This window comes from Pseudomonas sp. UBA7500 (assembly GCF_002478435.1).
GTDB lineage: Bacteria > Pseudomonadota > Gammaproteobacteria > Pseudomonadales > Pseudomonadaceae > Aquipseudomonas > Aquipseudomonas palmensis.
Map to the genome: position 1 here is coordinate 1 of NZ_DLNW01000026.1, position 18,154 is coordinate 18,154.

Consider the following 18,154-nt stretch of genomic DNA (forward strand, 5'->3'; position numbering starts at 1 on the left):
CACTTGGTCACTGAGACCGCCGTATTCCCCAAGGGAGGCATGCCGAATTTTTTCTTCAAAGATAAAGGTGGCGCATTTAGCAGTTTAGTTGCCTCGCATGAGCGCCATGTGCTAGCCATGAAAAAATACAGCATTCTTTCCCGCTATAGGCACACTGAGAAGCCAGAGCCTTCTGAGTTGTCGCACTTCCTGCAAGATGACAGCCGGATTGAAGAACCATTGTATGAAAGTCTGCTATCTTCTTGCGCATATTTTGGGATTTCTCAATGTTCGCAAGAGCATGGCTGGGGGGCATTTTATTTGATCTCCCAAGACATGGATGGTTTCTTGACTAAGTTAGAAAGCTTAGTAGGCGATGAAGGGCGCCTAGTGTTCATCGAAAATATGCGAGAAATGCCCTGTTGGTAGGGCGGCCAGCGATGTGATGAACTACGTTTTGTTTTCAGGGGCAGTATCACAACCGTGAGACCAGGCTGCATTACAACCGGTATCGGTACTATGATCCGTGGTAGGGCGATTTAGTGGGCAGAGATGAAGTTACACGGGTTGTACGTAAAGATAATAAAAAAGAAGCCTACAATGATCTGCGTTGCCTGGCAGGCGCGTTCGATGATTTTGAAGAGTTCCCCATCATTTCACGGGACAGCAGATTAAAAAAATTACAAAAGAAACTCGAGAAAAAAGACATCTCGGATTTTCTGTTGGGGCTTGCTGTTTTCGTATTGAATACCGTACGTGCACTCGCCCGCAGCAATCAAAGGCAGTTAGAGCTGACTGCCATCACCTTCACACGCTTCGATGCCAGCGGTGGCTCCACGTTGGTGCCCCAACTCTTCATATACCCAAGTACTGCAGCCGGCGCACTTCGCCAAACGCTTATCAAGAATCAACCTGAAACGGACTCAATGGAAATGACCAAGGTCAAGCAGCTGTTCACGACCTGCGGCTTCGTTGAGAGCTTCGTTTTTCTAGAGAGCAGGTTCCTTGACCACGCCTGCAACGAGGAACTTGTACGTATTTATGCCATCCCTCGACAGACGATGTAGCGCATGCCTGAGGGGTAGGGGTTCGATGCGCTTGCCGGCACTCCGCTGACACCTTGCCGTCAAGCGCAAAGCCGCTAGAAGCCCCGCTTCTGGGTTGATCAATTCGCTATATATTTTTGTGTACAGCGTTGTAACGTCCTGTGAACAACGCTAGCATTCCTGCCGTTTGGCCCTGTGCCATCCCGCTTTCCCCCCTTTAGCAACCACCGGCTGATCACCTCCTGGGGAGGTCGTGACCAGAAAAACCGTCGGTCGCTATATAAAATAATACACAACGTCGCCCGGGCGCCGCCTACGTCAAGGCCGACACAGGAGCAGCAATGAAGCCGCTAACACCGCACGCCCTGCTGGTTGCCGTCGCAGCCCTGGGCGCCGAATCCGCCCTCGCGGAGCAGAAAAACACCTTCACCCTCGGCGAAATCCAGATCTCCGCGCCCCAGGACGAAACCCTGTCCACCGGCGGCTCGGTCATCGACCTGAAGGACATCCGCCTGCACGACCGCGAAACCGTCGCCAGCGCGCTCACCCTGGCCCCCGGCGTCAACCTGGGCTATATCGGCGGTCGCGCCGAGCAAGTGGTGTTCGTGCGCGGCTTCGATCGCCTGCAGGTGCCGGTGTATATCGACGGCATCCCCACCTACGTGCCCTACGACGGCAACATCGACCTGGGCCGCTTCACCACCTACGACCTGTCGCGCATTCAGGTGGACAAGGGCTTTGCCTCGCTGCTGTACGGCCCCAACACCCTGGGCGGGGCGATCAACCTGGTTACCCGGCGCCCGGTGCAGGAATTCGAAGGCGAAGTGGGCGGGGGGCTTGAGCTGACCGATCACGGCAACGTGAACGCCTACCGCACCTACGCCAACGTGGGTTCCAACCAGGGCGCGTGGTGGATGCAGGGCGGGGTGTCGTATGTGGATTACGACTACACCCTGCTGCCCGACGACTTCAAACCCACCAACAACCAGCAAGGCACCGGCCGGCGCGAGAACAGCGACCACCGCGACACCAAGTTCAGCTTCAAGCTGGGCTTCACCCCCAACGAAACCGATGAATACGTGCTCGGCTACGTTCAGCAGGAGGGCAGCAAGGGCCAGCCCACCTATGCCGGCAAGCTGCCGCCGACCGGCCAGCGCGCACGCTGGTGGGAGTGGCCGCGCTCGGACAACACCAGTGTGTTCATCGCCACCAAAACCGGCTTTGGCGAGCACTTTCTGAAAACCCGCGTGTACCACGACACCTTCAAGAACTCGCTGGAAAGCTTCGCCTACCGCAACGGCGTGGTGGGTAACCTGCAGAAGGGCTTCCCGAGCAAGTACGACGACGAGAGCACCGGCTTCTCGGTGGAAGCCGACCTGGCCCTGACCGAGAACAACCGCCTGGGCATTGCCTACCACTTCAAGGATGACGTGCACCGCTCCCGCGATGGCGACAGCCCGCAAACCCACTTTCGCGACCAGACCCAGTCGATTGCCCTGGAAGACACCCTGCGCCTGAACGAGATTTTCAGCGTGGTGGGCGGCGTTTCCTACAACTACCGCAAGAGCCTGGATGCCGAAAACTACGGCACCACCGCCAGCTCGCCCAAGCAGGCCGTGCTGTACGACGAACCCACCGGCAGCAACGACGCGGTCAACGCGCAGCTCGGCCTGTTCGCCAACACCAACCCGCTGCTGGGCACCGATGACAACGGCCAACTGCGCCTCACCGTGGCGCGCAAAAGCCGCTTTGCGACCATCAAGGACCGCTACTCGACCCGCTTCGGTACGGTCATCCCCAGCCCGGACCTGAAGTCCGAACGCGCCACGCACTACGAGTTCGGCTACAGCGGCCAGGTTGCCCCGCAATGGCAGCTGGACGCGGCGCTGTTCGTGGCCAATATCGAAGACTCCATCCAGAAGGTCACCGTGCCCGCGCAGGACAACTGCGCCGCGCCCTGCGGCCAGTTCCAGAACATCGCCAAGGCGCGCAACCAGGGGGTGGAGCTGGGCATCAACGGCGACCTGGGCGAGTGGGAGCTGGCAGCCAACTACACCTTCCTCGACCGCGAGAACCGCAGCGACCGCGACCTGCACCCCACCGACACCCCGCGCCACAGCCTGTTCGGCTCGGCCTCGTGGAACCTCGACGCCTGGAAGCACACCGCCAGCGTGGAGGCGGCCTCGCGTCGCTACAACACCTCCGACGCCACCCAGATGGCACCGGGCTACGCGGTGTACAACCTCAAGACCGGCTACCGCTTCAGCAACGACGTGCTGATCGAGGGCGGCGTGCGCAACCTGTTCGACCGCCTGTACGAGTACAGCGAGGGCTACCCGGAAATGGGCCGTCAATATTTCGTGCAATTCAATGTGCCGCTGTAACTGCTGGCTGGCGGGCCTGCTGCTGGCGTTCAGCGGCCTGCTGAGCGCGGCCCCGCAAAGCGTGGTGGTGATGACCAGCTACCCCGAGGAGGTGATGACGCGGGTGGAGGATGGCTTTGCCCAGGCCCACCCGGAGTATCGCCTGCAGGTCCTCTGGCGCCAGGGCTTCGATGCCTTGCCCTACCTGCTGCAAGCCAGACAGGGCGGGGTGGATGTGTACTGGGCGCCGTCGCCGGGCAACTTCACCCGGCTGGCGAAGGCGGGCAGTTGGCAGCCGCTGGGTATCAGCCTGGAGGGCCTGCCGGCGCAGATCGGCGGCCTGGCGTTGCGTGATCAAAAAAACCTGTACCAGGCGACCGAGCTGGCAGGTTACGGCTTTGCCATCAACGCCGCGTCGCTCGCCGAGCTGGGCGTGCCCACGCCCAAGGACTGGCCCGACCTGCTCGACGCTCGCTTGCGCGGGCGGGTGGCGCTGCCCGACCCGGGCCGGGTCGGGTTTGCCCCGGTGCTGCTGGATATCGTGCTGCGCGCCTATGGCTGGGAGCGCGGCTGGGCCCTGTGGAGCGAGCTGGCCGGGCAGGCGCGGCTGGTCACGCGCGGCGGTACGCTGGTGAGTGACGAAGTCACCAGCGGGCGGGCAGCGGTTGGCTTGTCGATCGACTTCTTCGTCGCCTCGGCCAAGGCCAACGGCGAGCCGGTGGACTTCGTGTACCCGGCCCACGGTGGGCTCAACCCGGCATTCATCGCCATTACCGCAAGCACTCAGGCGCCGGCCGGTGCCCGGGCGTTCGCACGGTACGTGTTGTCCGACGCCGGGCAGGCGCTGCTGGCCGATGCCGACATTCGCAAGCTGCCGGTGCGCCCGAGCGTGTATGCGCAGCTGCCCGCGCAGTACCACGACCCGTTCGTTGCCGCAGGGCACGGCGCCTATGACTACGGCAACGGCAGCTCGCGCGAACGCCTGGCGCTGATCAGTTCGCTGTTCACCCAATGGCTGGGCCTGCCCCACGAGGCGTTGAACGAACTCTGGACGCGGCTGCACGCGGCCGAAGCGGCGGGGCATGACGTAGCCGCCATACGTCAGTTGTTGACCGCGCCGCCACTGACTGCCGGGCAAGCCGAGGCCAAGCCGTTGCTGGGCCTGTTCGCGGCACGTCAGGACAAGGGCATGGCCCACGAGCCGGCAACCGACCAGGATGCACTGGGCCGCACCGAGATCACCTGGCAGTTCCAGGCTGCGCTGCAGCGGGCAGAGGCGGCGCGGTTGCTGGAGGGGCTGGGGCAGTGACCGTTGTGCGCATCGCCGGGCTGTCGATCGGTTTGCTGGTGAGCGCGCTCGCCAGCGCCGATGTCACCCACACCGCGGTCAACCGTGAAGCCTATGCCCAGCCCTTCGCCGGGCTGGACGAAGGCCAGCTGGAGCGCTTCTTTCGCGGGCGCAGCCTGTTCCGGCAGGCGTGGGTGGTCGCGCCGTCTCGCGACGAAGCGGTGGATGGGCTCGGGCCGTTGTACAACCGGGTGTCGTGCATCGCCTGCCACCCCAAGAACGGTCGTGGTCAGGCGCCGCAGCAGGGGGAGGCGATGCGCAGCCTGTTGCTGCGCCTGTCCGTGCCGGGCCGCGATGCCCGCGGCGGGCCGAAGCCTCATCCTGTGTATGGCGACCAGCTCAACGACCAAGGTGTGCCCGGCGTGCCGGGGGAAGGGCGGGCCTATGTGTACTGGGAGGAACACGCGGTGCCGCTGGGCGATGGCGAAACCGTGATGCTGCGCACGCCGCGTGTCGAACTGCGCGAGCTGGCCTATGGGCCACTGGACGGGGTGTTGACCTCGGCGCGGGTGGGCTCGCCGGTATTCGGCCTCGGTTTGCTGGAGGCCATCGAGGCCAGCGCGCTGCAGGCCATGGCGGCTGAAGCCAAGCCCGACGGCGTGACCGGGCGCGTCAATCAGGTGTGGAGTGTGGAGCGACAGCGTGCCGAGGCGGGCCGCTTTGGCCTCAAGGCCAACCAGCCCGACCTGCGCCAACAGATCGCCCACGCCATGCTGGGCGACCTGGGCATCACCTCCACGCTGGCTCCTGAGCAGAACTGCACCCCTGCCCAACAGGCCTGCGCGCAGGCGCCCCACGGCGGCGAGCCGGAGCTGGACGCGATGCAGCTTGGTGACCTGCATTTCTACCTCGCCCACCTGGCCGTGCCTGCGCGCCGGCAGCAGGCCGAGCCTGCGGTTGTGCAGGGTAAAAAACTGTTTGCCGCGATTGGCTGCACGGCCTGTCACCGGCCCGAACTGGTCACGGGCACACACCCGCTGTACCCGGCGCTGAGCCAGCAACGGATCGCGCCGTACACCGATTTGTTGTTGCACGACATGGGCGAGGGGTTGGCCGATGGCCGTGAGGACTTTCTCGCCAACGGCCGCGAGTGGCGCACCCCTGCGCTGTGGGGGCTTGGGTTGGGTGAGCGGATCAACCCCGGCAGTGGCTACCTGCACGACGGCCGAGCGCGCACGCTGGAGGAAGCCATCGTGTGGCATGGCGGTGAAGCGCAAATGGCCCGGCAACGCTATGTAACGCTGGGGGCGAAGGAGCGGGCGGCGATTCGGGCGTTTCTTGAGTCGCTGTAGGGCGCTGGACCCAAGGCGATCATCTCTCAGTGACGGGAGCGCGATTCAGCGTGAGAAGGCCAGGGCATGAAGCCCTGGCCAATCGCAACCGTCACTTTTTCTTTTTCGCAGGTTTATCTGCCTTGTCCGACTTCTTGGCCTTCTCGGGCTTGCTGTCCGATTTTTTTGCAGATTTCTTGGGTTCGGCATCTTTTTTCTTGTCTTTCTTTTCTTTCTTTTCAGAGGCTTTGGAAAGAGCCGATGCCGCAGCTGATTTCTTTGCCGATGATGACTTCTTGTCTTTCAAATCCTTGCTGGCTTTTGAAGACCCGTCTTTGCTTTTCTTCTCGTCCTTAGCCACGTTGACCACCTCTGATAGCGCTTGCCGGTATTGGCACGTTGCCTGTGGGATCATCCACATGCTGATCATTAGGCGAGTTCGCCCAGAGGCGGTTCAAATTATTTGAGGCGCTGGGCAGGGCCTTGGCGGATGTTGCGTCAGGTACCGGGGCTTGGCATGCCCGGCAAGCTGGGCCAAGCTTGCATGGGCCTGCAGCAGTTGCTCTACTACGGGCCTTTCATCGATAGCGCTGATGATTACTATCAAAGGGCCCGCCTGTCGGCGCGGTAAAACCCGCTTGTATAATCGCCTTCGATTTTTCCCCGCTTCCCGCGCCTGCTCAAGGCGTCATTTCCCCCATGGAACCCAGCACCATGCCAAGCGCAAGCCAGGCCCCTAGCGGCCTTCCCGAACACAATCAACAGAGCGTCAAACAGCAGTGGCTGGCGATTCTCTCGGTCGCGGTGGGCGCCTTTGCCCTGGTGACCAGCGAATTTCTGCCGGTGGGCGTACTCAACGATGTCGCCAGCGACCTGGGCATCAGTGCCGGTCATGCCGGCCTGATGGTGACGCTGCCCGGCATCATGGCCGCACTCGCCGCGCCCTTGCTGTCGGTGGGCATCGGCGCGATGGACCGGCGCTACCTGCTGATCGGCCTGACCCTGATCATGATCATCGCCAATGCGGTGGTGGCCTACGCCACCGACTTCAGCCTGCTGCTGTTCGGCCGTGTGCTGCTGGGGGTGAGCATCGGCGGGTTCTGGGCCACGGCCATCGCCCTCAGCGGCCGCCTGGCCCCCAAGGGAGTTGGGGTAGCCCAGGCCACCTCGATCATCATGGTGGGTGTGACCCTGGCCACCGTGCTGGGCGTGCCCGTCGGCACCTGGCTCAGTGGCCTGATGGGCTGGCGCATGACCTTCCTGGTGACCGCGCTGGTGGGTGTACCGGTGCTGCTGGCCCAGGTGTTCCTGCTGCCGCGCCTCAACCCCGACAAGGCCATTCGCATCAGTGACCTGCCGGCACTGTTCATCAATCCGCAAGCCCGGGTCGGCCTGATTGCGGTGTTGCTGATCGGCCTGGCGCACTTTGCCGCGTACACCTATGTGGCACCGTTCTTCAAGCAAAGCGCCGGCTTCGATGGGCCGACCATTGGCTCGCTGCTGTTGCTGTATGGCGTGGCCGGGGTGCTGGGGAATGTCTTCGCCGGGTTTGCCGCCAACCGCAGCGTGCGTTACACGCTGATGCTGGTGGCGCTGATGATTGCCGTCAGCACGGCGCTGTTCCCTTACTTCGCCACCGGCATGACCGGTGCGGTGATGCTGATCGCGCTGTGGGGCTTTGCCTTCGGTGCCTTTCCGGCCTGCGCCAGCATCTGGATGTTCGTGGTGGCGCCCAAGGATGTCGAGCGTGGCATGCCGCTGTTCGTGGCTTTGTTTCAGGTGATCATTGCGCTGGGGTCGTTCTTTGGCGGGCGCATCGTCGACCAGATGGGCAGCTCGGTGCTGCTGAGCCTGGCCACGGCACTGCTGGCCTGCGGTTTTGTCACGGTGCTGGTGCTGGGGCGCAAGGTCAGTAACCGAATGGCGGTTCAGCCTTGCTAGCAGCCCGGCGCATGGGCTGACGTCAATCTTGAGGGGGCCGCGTGTGCGGCCTTGCAGATCGCTGAGATTCGATAGCACCCAAATCAGCACTTCATTGCTGATCTACGGCGCATAGAAACACCCGCCCAGCGGGTCAGTCCACACCAGCTCCCCGGTAGCGGGGCGGCGCATCAGGTTGTCGAGCTTGGCATCCACGTCACATTCATGGCGCTGCGCAAATTCCGCCGCCCTGGCGAGTGTGATCAACACCCCCGCCAGCGCGGGATGTTCACCGGCCAAGGCCAGGCACTGTTCAGCAAGCACGGCGTTGGCCGGCAGATCATCATTGTCGTCGAGCAACCCCGACAGCAGGCTGGCAAGTAACGGCTCGCTGGCCTCATCCACGCTTATCAACCTTTCCACTTCGGCCAGCCAGTAGAACTCGTTTTCGCTTCCCCTGAATGAAGCGTCAGAGGGCCCCACGGCGCCATAGTCGTGAATGACCTCGACGACATTACGGTTGCCCTTGGCCCACTGCCGGGCAAGAAAATTGTGGCCGCAACCTTCGAGCGTGAGGCGATAGAGCCTGGTACCGTGCTCGAACAGCATGCTGCTCGAACCCTGGCAAAGGAACGTCGCCTGGTTCAGCGGTGCGCTTGCCAGAATCGCCTGGAAGTGTTTGCCCGCCAGCACCGGTTGATCAGCCATGCCCATTCCCCCCGCTGAAGTTGCCGACCCCTGATGCTTGAACAGCCGCTTTCGAGAGCAGGCCAAGCCTGCTTCTCGGGTGATCCCTTTCCCCAAGCCAGTTGGGGATCAAGGCGCCTTGCGCCGCAAAGTGCTCGACATGCACCACGGTGATTCTGCCGTCTGTGTAGGCCACGGCGTTGATCATCTTCCATGCGCCGGGGCGGGCATGGCGCAACAGCGCGTAGGCAGACGCGACATAGTTCATCCCCGTGCCCAGGCCGAACATCACGATCAGTCGGGTCTCTTGCGGCAGGTCGCGAAGAAAGGCCGTTGTACAGTTGCTGGCCACCGACTTGCCGAACGGGCTGGCAATGAACTTGTCCAGCATCCCGCCGCCTGATCCTTTCCAGGTACCAGCCTTGCGGTCGTGGCGCTCTACGGTGCAACGGATGAGCGATGCGAAATGAAAGCGCCCGTCGTTGTCCGCAATAAGGCGGTCCACCTGTTGCTTGAGCCTGTCGGGCGGGGCGGCGGGGATAAGGCCCACGTGGGCCAGAATCTTGCCCACATTGAGACGACTGCCCTTGTAGGCGATGTCGTCGTGAGGTGTGCTGGCAAGTGCCCCCGCCTGAGTGGGGCCCTTGGAGAAGCCCAGCACAACCACCTCTGGCGTAGTACTGCCCCATGCCAGCGGGTTTGCCGTAATACGCCACTCGCCCTCGGTGCGAGTGGCTACATCGAATGCTGGCGCACTCTCGGTGTGGCAACGCGAGCAGGAGACTCTGCCGTGACGGGGTAAGCAACTCATCAATCCTCCCAAGGTGCCGACGTTTGAAGTAGCAGGGCGCCACAAGATGGACTCGATCCGGCTATTACGCGGTAACTGCGAGCAGCGTAGTTGACGTTGTTTACTTTGCCATCAGCGTGTCTACCGCCCGTTTGTGCTCGGCCAATAGCCGACATGGCGCCTAGCCGGGCACGGGTGCTTCAGTGAGGCCAAGTCGAAGGAAGCTCAATGCATCCTTGTAGAGTGGGTGCCATGCGTCGGATGGCTCGCTATGGAGTGGATGCCAGAAAAACCTGAACGCGTGCCCTCCGTCATCCTGGGTAAAGTGAACCCAGGTGTCGGGAAGCTCGTGGGTGACGTGACACTCATGAAATGCCCACACATGCCCGGTTACCTCAGCGCGCCACACGCCAAGATTTCGTCCCACCGTGCCTTGAATTCCGGCTTCCTCGAACAGTTCTCGTACAGCAGCGTCTTCGCTCGGCTCACCTGGCTCCACACTTCCCTTGACCAACTGCAGGCCCGCCAACGGATGCGCGAACGCCAGAACCTCCAACGTTTCACGGCTGCGCAGCACCACCGGGCAAGCTTTATCCACTGCCATGTTGTTCTCCCCTTGGCTCATTGCTGTTGAGTGTTGAGCGCGTCGAAAGCTGAACGATGTCAGCTGCCTTCAACACTGCACGATCTTAAAGCATCCATCCGGCTCTGCCGGGTTTTTGCCTCCCTCCCAAGTTCAGGACAAACCAGGCAGCACACTGATGAACCCTGCCCACATGTTGCAGTTTGTTGCCGCAGCCAGATGCCTGGCCTTGAGGTTGACGCAAATCAAGCTGCTGCCTATGGGGTTCGGGAGACCATGGCGGCACGAAAGGAGCGGATCGACAGCAGGCCAACGCCTCGATCCGCATGCGCCACATTGCATAAGGAGCCCCACATGAGCCCGTTGAAGCACGTACTGGTTGCCACCGATTTGTCCACTTCTGCGCGCAACGCAGCAGAGCGGGCCGCACTCCTGAGCCAGGCGCAGCATGCCGCGCTGGACCTGCTCTACGTTGCCAACCCCGCGCCTTACGAGCGCCTCAAGCAGGTTGTGGTACCCGATGACAACCTGTTGAATCGCGTGCTGGAAAGTGCCGGCGAAAACCTGCGTGCAGTGGCTGCCATGCTGTTCCACCGCTACGCCATCTCCGCTGGCACACAGGTCGCGCCCGGTTCGGTGGCTACCGAAATCACCCGTGTGGTGCAAGACTGGTGGTCAAACAGGCCCCGCGCGAGGCGTACCGCCGCGTGCTGGTGCCGGTTGATTTTTCGCCTTCGTCGCTGCGTGCCATCGAGCTGGCAAAAGCCGTGGCCCCGCAGGCCGAAATCATTCTGATGCACGCGTTCGAAGCGCCCTTCGAGGGCAGCATGCGTTTTGCCTACATCGACCAGGACACCCTCACGCACTACCGCAACGCCATCAAGAAGGATGCCGTGGAGCAACTTGCGGCCCTGAGCGAAGCCGCCGGCCTGCCCAATGCTCGGCAGATCATTGCACACGGCGACGCAGCCTGGCGGATCGTGGAAACCGAGCAGGAGCTGGACTGCGACCTGATCGTGGTCGGCAAGCAGGGCGAAAGCGCGCTGGAAGAGCTGCTGGTGGGCAGCGTCACCAAGCACGTGCTGAGCGAATCGCAGTGCGATGTGTTGGTGTCGATCTAGGGGCTGTAGGTAGGGCAGGGGGCCGGAAACGCTTGGCACAGCACACGCGATAACGGTTCTGTCGCAAGCGCCGTGCGGCGTTGGTGGCATCCGCAAGGCCCATGTTGCGGATGATGGCGTAATGGTATTGTTGGCTACCGTTACGCCATTCATCAATCGGCACAGAAGAAGTGCTTCATGATCGACACCGCACAGATGGCCCTGATTCTTGATGCGCTGCCCGACCCTGCCTTCATCCTGTCGCGCAGTGGCAAGTACGTTGCGGTGTTTGGTGGCCGCGACGCGCGTTATTACCACGATGGGTCCGGCCTGATCGGCCTGTATATTTCAGACCTGATCAATGCCGACAAGGCGAACTGGTTTCTGGAGCAGATTGCCCGGGCACTGGCCACGGGAAACCTGCTGGTCGCCGAGTACGAGCTGAGCAACAGGGATGTGAAGGGCCTGCCCGATGAGGGCCCCAAGGACCCCATCTGGTTCGAGGGGCGCATCCAGGCCCTGAACTTCAGGGTGGACGAAGAGGAGGTCGTGCTGTGGGTCGCCAGCAATATCTCCGAACGGCACACACTGGAAGTCAGGCTCAGGGAACTGAGCGATACCGACCAGCTCACCGGTCTGTTCAACCGCAGAAAGCTCGAACATGACCTGAAACTGCACCACGAGTCCCTGACACGCTATCGCGTGCCGACGTCGGTGTTCCTGTTCGATCTGGACAACCTCAAGAAAATCAATGATACCCAGGGGCATCACGCCGGTGATCAGATCATCCAGGCGGTGGCCGAGATATGTCGTTGCGCGCTGCGCGCAACGGATTTCGCCTGCCGCCTGGGTGGCGACGAGTTTGTGGTGGGCCTGCCCAATACCGAGCGCGAGCAGGCGCTGCAGCTTGCCGAGCGTCTGCATGAGCGCTTTCGCAAAGAGCTGAGCCGCTATTGGGCAGGCGACACGGTGGTCACCGTGAGCATTGGCGCAACGGCCATGCTGCCCGAGGACCACGCTTACGAGGACACCTTGAAACGGGCCGATCGTGCTCTGTACGTGGCCAAGAGCATGGGCAAGGACCGGATTGTGTGGCTCTGACGCCAGGGTATGGCCAATGTCAGAAAACCCTTGACCTTCCAGACGTGGCAAGTCGGATAAGTACGCGAACGTTGCTTTGCCCCCGCAAAGCAGGTCGACACTCGTGCGAAAGGCCATGTGATGAACGTCAAACGCGTAACCCTTTTCACTGCGGCGCTAAGCGTCGCGCTCACCAGCGTCGGGTGCAAGGAGACGGCACCCGCGACTGACCCCGCCAAGCCTCCCAGTGTTCCGGTAGCCGAGGTGATCGTGCGCCCGGTAACGCCCCATGCTGAATTCACCGGGTCGCTGACCGCGATCAAGCGGGTCGAACTGCGCCCGCGGGTGGCCGGCTACATTCAGGCGGTGAGCGTGCCCGAGGGCCGCATGGTGGAGAAGGGCAGCCAGCTCTTTGTCATCGATCCACGGCCCTTCCAGGCCGCGCTCGACGCCGCCACCGCACGCCTGCAGGAGGCCCGGGCGGCGTGGCTGCTGGCCCAGGCAGACCATGCCCGAGCCCGGCAACTGTATGCGCAAAAGGTCGTTGCGCGGGACCGGCTCGACAGCGCGATTGCGGCGCTCGATGCGGGCCAGGCCCAGGTCGATGCCGCAAAGGCCGCGCTGGACGCTGCAAAGCTCGACCTGAGCTTCACACGGGTCACTGCACCGATCAGTGGGCGTGTAGGGCAAACCCTGGTCACCGAAGGCAACTACGTCACCAATGGGGTGACGCCACTGACCACCATCGTCTCTGTCGACCCCCTGCATGTGTACTTCGATGTGGACGAGCGCACGTACCTGCGCTCGCTCGCATCAAGCCGCCCTGGCGCGGGCGCGCAGGCGGCGAAGGTGAACGTGGCGCTGGCCACCGACAAGCAGTACGCGCGGCCCGGCCGCGTCGATTTTCTGGCCAACGCCGCCGATCGCAACACCGGCACGCTGCGTGTTCGCGCGGTGGTCGACAACCCCGACGGGCAACTGACGCCCGGTTTGTTTGCCAAGGTGAAGCTTGAGACCGGCACGCCACAGGCCAGGGTGCTGATCTCGGACCAGTCGATTTCGACCGACCAGGGCAGCCGCTACGTACTGGTAGTGGGCAAGGACGACAAGACCCAGTATCGCCCGGTCGAACTCGGCCCGATGGTGGAGGGCTTGCGCGTGATCGAAAAAGGCCTGCAGCCCGGCGAGCGCATCGTGGTCAAGGGCCTGGTGCGCCCGGACATGCAGGTTACGCCGCAGCCCACCTCGATCGAGGGTTCGCCCGTCACGGCGCAGCAAACCCTGGGGGCGGCGCAATGACATTCCCGCGCTTCTTCATCGATCGTCCCATTTTTGCCATCGTCCTCTCGATACTGATGATGATTGCCGGCATCGTTGCCTTCTTCCAGCTGCCGCTGAGTGAGTACCCGGCGGTAACGCCGCCGACCGTGCAGGTGACGGCGTCCTATCCGGGGGCCAACCCCCAGGTAATCGCACAAACCGTGGCCGCGCCACTGGAGCAGGCGATTACCGGGGTCGAGGGCATGCTGTACATGGCGTCGCAGTCTGCCACCGATGGCCGGATGGTACTGACCATCACTTTCGCCCAGGGCACCAATGCCGATATTGCGCAGATCCAGGTGCAGAACCGCGTTTCGCGGGTTCTGCCGCGCCTGCCGGCAGAGGTGCAGCACCAGGGCGTGGTCACCCAGAAGACCTCGCCGGACATGCTGATGGTGGTTCACCTGCTGTCTCCCGACAAACGCTACGACCCGCTCTACATGTCGAACTACGCCTACCTTCAGGTGCGCGATGAACTGTCGCGCCTGCCCGGCATCAGCGATGTGCTGGTGTGGGGCGCCGGGGAGTACAGCATGCGGCTGTGGCTCGACCCGGACCTGATCGCCGCGCGCGGGCTCACCGCAGGCGAGGTGATCGAAGCGGTGCGCGAGCAGAACGTGCAGGTGGCGGCGGGGTCGGTCGGCCAGGCGCCCAACGCCACCGCCGCGTTCCAGGTAACCGTGAACACCCTGGGGCGGCTGACCGATGAGCAGCAGTTTGGCGACATCATCATTCGCACCGGCGACGACGGTCAGGTCACGCGCCTGCGCGATGTGGCCCGTATCGAGATGGGCGCCGACTCTTACGCATTGCGCAGCCTGCTCGATGGCGAACCGGCCGTTGCGCTGCAGATCATCCAGAGCCCGGGCGCCAATGCCCTGGACGTTGCCCAGGCGGTGCGCGAAACCATGCAGCGGCTGGAGGCGAACTTCCCGGCGGGGCTCACCTCGCGCATTGCCTATGACCCCACGGTGTTCGTGCAGGCCTCGCTGGAGTCGGTGGCCATCACCTTGCTGGAGGCGATCATGCTGGTGGTGATCGTGGTGGTGCTGTTTCTGCACAACTGGCGCGCGTCGCTCATCCCGCTGATGGCGGTGCCGGTGTCGCTGGTGGGCACCTTTGCGGTCATGCACCTGATGGGCTTTTCGCTCAACACCCTGTCGTTGTTCGGCCTGGTGCTGTCGATCGGGATCGTGGTGGACGATGCCATCGTGGTGGTGGAGAACGTCGAGCGTCATATCGAGAACGGCGAGGCGCCGGCCCAGGCCGCCAGGCTTGCCATGGACGAGGTGACCGGGCCCATCATCGCGATCACCTCGGTGCTGGCTGCGGTGTTCATCCCCACGGCGTTCCTCAGCGGCCTGCAGGGCGAGTTCTATCGCCAGTTCGCACTCACCATTGCCATCTCGACGATTCTGTCGGCGGTCAATTCGCTGACCCTCAGCCCCGCACTCGCCGGGTTGCTGCTGCAGCCACGCCAGCACGGCATTACGCCCGACCCCCGCAGCCTGCGCGGGCGTGCCCGGCGGTTGCTCGGCACCCTTGGCCGGCCGTTCCAGCGTGCACCGCAGGCCTATGGCAACACGGTGCGCAAGGTAGTCCGGCTCAGCGGCCTGGTGCTTGTGGTGTACGTCGGCCTGCTGGGGTTGACCGCGTTCGGCTTCAATGCCGTGCCACCGGGCTTTGTGCCGATGCAGGACAAGTACTACCTGGTGGCTATCGCCCAGTTGCCCAACGCGTCGTCGCTGGACCGCACCGAAGCGGTGGCCAGGCAGATGTCGCAATTGGCCCTGGCCGAGCCGGGCGTCGAAAGCGTGGTGGCGTTCCCGGGGCTTTCGATCAACGGTTTCGTCAACGTGCCCAACGCCGCGGTGATGTTCATCATGCTCGACCCGTTCAAGGAACGTGCCTCGCCGGACCTGGCTGCAACCGCCATTGCCGGGCGCCTGCAGGCCAGGTTCGCGGGCATTCCCGATGGTTTTCTTGGGGTGTTCCCGCCACCCCCGGTGCCCGGCCTGGGTGCCACCGGCGGCTTCAAGATGCAGGTCGAGGACCGCAGCGGCGCGGGGCTGGAGGCCCTGGTGCAGCACACCCGCATCCTGATGATGAAGGCCACCGAGTCGGGGCAGTTGGCCGGGCTGATGACCAGCCTCGATATCAATGCACCGCAGCTCGACGTGGTCATCGACCGGGCCCAGGTCAAGAGCCAGGGCGTGCGCCTGACCGATGTGTTCGAGGCGCTGCAGGTGTACCTGGGTTCGCTGTACGTCAACGACTTCAACCGCTTTGGCCGCACCTACAAGGTCACGGCGCAGGCCGACACGGACCACCGCATGCAGGCCGAAGCCATCGGCCGCCTGCAGGTGCGCAATGCGGCCGGGGCCATGCTGCCGTTGTCGGCGTTTGTCAGCGTTACGCCAAGCTCCGGCCCGGACCGGGTGATTCACTACAACGGCTACCCCTCGGCGGACATTTCGGGGGGCGCAATGCCGGGCGTGAGTTCAGGGCAGGCGGTTGCGCTGATGGAGCGTCTGGCTGGGGAAATGCTGCCTGAAGGCATGACCTTCGAATGGACCGACCTGACCTACCAGCAGAAGCTGGCCGGCAATTCGGCGCTGTTCATCTTCCCGCTGTGCGTGTTGCTGGCCTACCTGATTCTGGCGGCGCAGTACAACAGCTGGCTGCTGCCCCTGGCGGTACTGCTGATTGTGCCGATGTGCCTGTTGAGCGCGATCATCGGGGTGTGGCTGATGGAGGGCGACAACAACGTGTTCGTGCAGATCGGGCTGATCGTGCTGGTGGGCCTGGCCGCCAAGAACGCGATCCTCATCGTCGAGTTCGCCCGCACCCTGGAAGCGCGGGGGGCGAGTGCGCTGGAGGCGGTTGTGGAGGCTTGCCGGTTGCGCCTGCGCCCGATCGTGATGACATCCCTGGCCTTCGTCGCCGGCGTCGTGCCGCTGGTGCTTGCCAGCGGCGCAGGTGCCGAGATGCGTCAGGCCATGGGGGTGGCGGTGTTTGCCGGCATGCTCGGGGTGACGCTGTTCGGGTTGTTCCTGACCCCGGTTTTCTATGTGGTGATCCGTGGGCTGGCGGCACGTTTCGAGCGGCACACGCCCACAGCCAAGCCTGCCCTTGAGGAGCGCCGTTCATGAGCCTTTGCTATCGAGCTGTTCTGGCGCCCCTGGCCACCCTCATGCTGCTGGCCGGGTGTGCTGCAGTGGGCCCCGACTACGTTGCGCCGTCGCTGCCGGCAACGCAGCTTCCCGCGCGCTTCGATGAGCTGCCTGCCGGGCTTGGCCCCGGCAGCGTCGAGGCCCGGTGGTGGGGTGCCTTTGATGAGCCCGTGTTGACCGGGCTGGTGCAGCGGGCGCTTGCCGCCAACCATGACATCGCGATTGCTGCCGTGCGGCTCGAAGAAGCCAGGGCGATGTTGCGCGAAAGCCGCCAGGGTTTCCTTCCGCGTGGCGGCCCTGCGCTCAGCTACGAGAACCGCCGCTGGAGCGAAGTGCAGACACCGGCTGGCCAGTCGCGGCAGAACGAAACCTATCGGGGGGCGGTCGATGCGTCTTGGGAAATCGACCTGTTCGGCCGCGTGCGCCGCTCGGTGGAGGCCGCACGCGCCCAGGCCGGTTCGCGCGAGGCGTTGCTGCGCGGGGTGCAGGCGAGTGTGGCGGCCGAGATGGCGGCCACCTGGTTCGAGCTGCGGGGCATCGAGGCCGAGTTGGCGGTTGCGGCCGATACCCGCCAAAGCCAGCGCGACAGCCTGAGCATGGTCGAACGCCAGGTGAACGCCGGGGCGGCCACCGAGTTCGACCGGCTGCGCGCCGAAGCCCTGTTGCGCTCGGTCGAGGTGAGCGTGCCCGAGCTGGAGCGTCGGCGTGATGCCTCGGTCAACGCCCTGGCGATCCTGCTGGGCGAGCCGCCGCAGCGGTTCACACCACCGGCCGCCGAGCCTGGGGATCAGGCGCTGGCCCTGCGCACGATCGCCGTCGGCGAGCCCACCGCGTTGCTCTGGAGGCGCTCCGACATTGCCGCGGCAGAACGCGCCCTTGCGGCCGCCACGGCGCAAATCGGGGTCGAGACGGCGGGCCTCTATCCCGAGGTGCAGGTGCAGGGCTCCATCGGTGTGGTCACCGGAAGCCTCGACGGGATGAGTGGCGCGGGCGCGCTGTCGAGCTTTATCGGCCCGATGATTCGCTGGTCGCTGCTGGACACCGGGCGTGTACGTGCCCGGATCGCCGCCAGCGAGGCACGCGCCAGGGAGGCGTTGATCGTGTACGACCAGACGGTAGTGCGCGCGTTGCAGGAAACCGATGATGCCTTCAAGGCCCACGGGGCTGCGAGCAATACCCTGAGGCTGCGATTGCTCGAATCGGCGGCCAACGGTGAGGCGGCGCGGCTTGCCCGGGCGCGGTTCTCGGAGGGCGAGGGCGTCTATCTGGATGTGCTTGAGGCCGAGCGCGCCGATTACGCCAGCCGACGCGCCCTGACCGCTGCACGTACCCGACAACGCCTGGCGGTTGTGGGCATCTACAAGGCGCTGGGTGGTGGCTGGGAAGTCTGCGCGCAGGCCCGGCAGCCGTGCGACGGCGCCTCTCTCTAGCGTTCCATCAGGCAAAAATAATCCCCGAAACCGGGGATTATTTTCATACGGCTTCCACCAGCGT

General features: G+C 63.7%; 14 protein-coding genes and 2 pseudogenes. 12 read left to right on the top strand and 4 right to left on the bottom strand.

Going from position 1 to position 18,154, the window contains the following annotated elements; genetic code table 11:
* From B4I46_RS11385 to B4I46_RS11410, 6 genes and pseudogenes are all read left to right on the top strand, one after another.
* Window positions 1–408: hypothetical protein (locus tag B4I46_RS11385; RefSeq protein WP_286900230.1), on the top strand; the 408-nt coding region annotated here is incomplete at its 5' end.
* A 59-nt stretch (window positions 409–467) separates the two neighbouring features.
* Window positions 468–512, top strand: a pseudogene (locus B4I46_RS11390) (hypothetical protein); the annotation flags it as partial.
* 9 nt (window positions 513–521) lie between these two features.
* Complete coding sequence (locus B4I46_RS11395) at window positions 522–1,046, top strand: hypothetical protein (protein WP_286900232.1); 525 nt, start codon at window positions 522–524, stop codon at window positions 1,044–1,046.
* 320 nt (window positions 1,047–1,366) lie between these two features.
* Window positions 1,367–3,409, top strand: coding sequence for a TonB-dependent receptor plug domain-containing protein (locus tag B4I46_RS11400; RefSeq protein ID WP_286900234.1), 2,043 nt, complete (start codon window positions 1,367–1,369; stop codon window positions 3,407–3,409).
* Window positions 3,396–4,697, top strand: a complete 1,302-nt coding sequence (locus B4I46_RS11405; protein WP_286900236.1) for an ABC transporter substrate-binding protein — start codon at window positions 3,396–3,398, stop codon at window positions 4,695–4,697. The genes B4I46_RS11400 and B4I46_RS11405 overlap by 14 nt, the downstream gene beginning before the upstream one ends.
* The gene (locus tag B4I46_RS11410; RefSeq protein WP_286900237.1) at window positions 4,694–6,028 is read left to right on the top strand and encodes a di-heme oxidoredictase family protein; all 1,335 of its coding nucleotides are present in this window, start codon (window positions 4,694–4,696) and stop codon (window positions 6,026–6,028) included. The genes B4I46_RS11405 and B4I46_RS11410 overlap by 4 nt, the downstream gene beginning before the upstream one ends.
* 91 nt (window positions 6,029–6,119) lie before the next feature.
* On the opposite strand, the gene B4I46_RS11415 is transcribed toward B4I46_RS11410, so the two are convergent.
* Window positions 6,120–6,368, bottom strand: a complete 249-nt coding sequence (locus tag B4I46_RS11415; RefSeq protein WP_231390615.1) for a hypothetical protein — start codon at window positions 6,366–6,368, stop codon at window positions 6,120–6,122.
* A 353-nt stretch (window positions 6,369–6,721) separates the two neighbouring features.
* Between B4I46_RS11415 and B4I46_RS11420 the strand changes: the two genes are divergently transcribed.
* Complete coding sequence (locus B4I46_RS11420) at window positions 6,722–7,948, top strand: MFS transporter (protein ID WP_236176359.1); 1,227 nt, start codon at window positions 6,722–6,724, stop codon at window positions 7,946–7,948.
* A gap of 102 nt (window positions 7,949–8,050) precedes the next feature.
* On the opposite strand, the gene B4I46_RS11425 is transcribed toward B4I46_RS11420, so the two are convergent.
* From B4I46_RS11425 to B4I46_RS11435, 3 genes are all read right to left on the bottom strand, one after another.
* Window positions 8,051–8,635, bottom strand: a complete 585-nt coding sequence (locus B4I46_RS11425; RefSeq protein ID WP_286900241.1) for a hypothetical protein — start codon at window positions 8,633–8,635, stop codon at window positions 8,051–8,053.
* The gene (locus B4I46_RS11430; RefSeq protein WP_201023423.1) at window positions 8,628–9,275 is read right to left on the bottom strand and encodes a hypothetical protein; all 648 of its coding nucleotides are present in this window, start codon (window positions 9,273–9,275) and stop codon (window positions 8,628–8,630) included. Before B4I46_RS11430 ends, B4I46_RS11425 begins: the two co-directional genes overlap by 8 nt.
* A gap of 310 nt (window positions 9,276–9,585) precedes the next feature.
* Window positions 9,586–10,008, bottom strand: a complete 423-nt coding sequence (locus B4I46_RS11435) for an NUDIX hydrolase (protein WP_116054336.1) — start codon at window positions 10,006–10,008, stop codon at window positions 9,586–9,588.
* A 333-nt stretch (window positions 10,009–10,341) separates the two neighbouring features.
* On the opposite strand from B4I46_RS11435, the pseudogene B4I46_RS11440 reads away from it, so the two are divergent.
* The 5 genes and pseudogenes from B4I46_RS11440 to B4I46_RS11460 all read left to right on the top strand — a co-directional run bounded on the left by B4I46_RS11440 (window position 10,342) and on the right by B4I46_RS11460 (window position 18,090).
* Window positions 10,342–11,108 (top strand): annotated as a pseudogene (locus B4I46_RS11440) (universal stress protein).
* A 177-nt stretch (window positions 11,109–11,285) separates the two neighbouring features.
* The gene (locus B4I46_RS11445; protein WP_054916663.1) at window positions 11,286–12,188 is read left to right on the top strand and encodes a GGDEF domain-containing protein; all 903 of its coding nucleotides are present in this window, start codon (window positions 11,286–11,288) and stop codon (window positions 12,186–12,188) included.
* Window positions 12,189–12,308: 120 nt separating this feature from the next.
* The gene (locus tag B4I46_RS11450) at window positions 12,309–13,466 is read left to right on the top strand and encodes an efflux RND transporter periplasmic adaptor subunit (protein ID WP_286900246.1); all 1,158 of its coding nucleotides are present in this window, start codon (window positions 12,309–12,311) and stop codon (window positions 13,464–13,466) included.
* Window positions 13,463–16,639, top strand: a complete 3,177-nt coding sequence (locus B4I46_RS11455) for an efflux RND transporter permease subunit (RefSeq protein WP_286900248.1) — start codon at window positions 13,463–13,465, stop codon at window positions 16,637–16,639. Before B4I46_RS11450 ends, B4I46_RS11455 begins: the two co-directional genes overlap by 4 nt.
* Window positions 16,636–18,090 (top strand): efflux transporter outer membrane subunit, encoded by a 1,455-nt coding sequence (locus B4I46_RS11460; RefSeq protein ID WP_286900251.1) that lies wholly within the window; start codon window positions 16,636–16,638, stop codon window positions 18,088–18,090. Before B4I46_RS11455 ends, B4I46_RS11460 begins: the two co-directional genes overlap by 4 nt.
* Window positions 18,091–18,154: the final 64 nt, after the last annotated feature.

Bases quoted from the DNA above. Each gene is read 5' to 3' on its own strand.
- B4I46_RS11400 (WP_286900234.1), top strand. From the start codon at position 1,367: ATGAAGCCGCTAACACCGCACGCCCTGCTGGTTGCCGTCGCAGCCCTG.
- B4I46_RS11405 (WP_286900236.1), top strand. From the start codon at position 3,396: ATGTGCCGCTGTAACTGCTGGCTGGCGGGCCTGCTGCTGGCGTTCAGC.
- B4I46_RS11420 (WP_236176359.1), top strand. From the start codon at position 6,722: ATGCCAAGCGCAAGCCAGGCCCCTAGCGGCCTTCCCGAACACAATCAA.
- B4I46_RS11425 (WP_286900241.1), bottom strand. From the start codon at position 8,635: ATGGCTGATCAACCGGTGCTGGCGGGCAAACACTTCCAGGCGATTCTG.
- B4I46_RS11435 (WP_116054336.1), bottom strand. From the start codon at position 10,008: ATGGCAGTGGATAAAGCTTGCCCGGTGGTGCTGCGCAGCCGTGAAACG.
- B4I46_RS11445 (WP_054916663.1), top strand. From the start codon at position 11,286: ATGATCGACACCGCACAGATGGCCCTGATTCTTGATGCGCTGCCCGAC.
- B4I46_RS11450 (WP_286900246.1), top strand. From the start codon at position 12,309: ATGAACGTCAAACGCGTAACCCTTTTCACTGCGGCGCTAAGCGTCGCG.
- B4I46_RS11455 (WP_286900248.1), top strand. From the start codon at position 13,463: ATGACATTCCCGCGCTTCTTCATCGATCGTCCCATTTTTGCCATCGTC.
- B4I46_RS11460 (WP_286900251.1), top strand. From the start codon at position 16,636: ATGAGCCTTTGCTATCGAGCTGTTCTGGCGCCCCTGGCCACCCTCATG.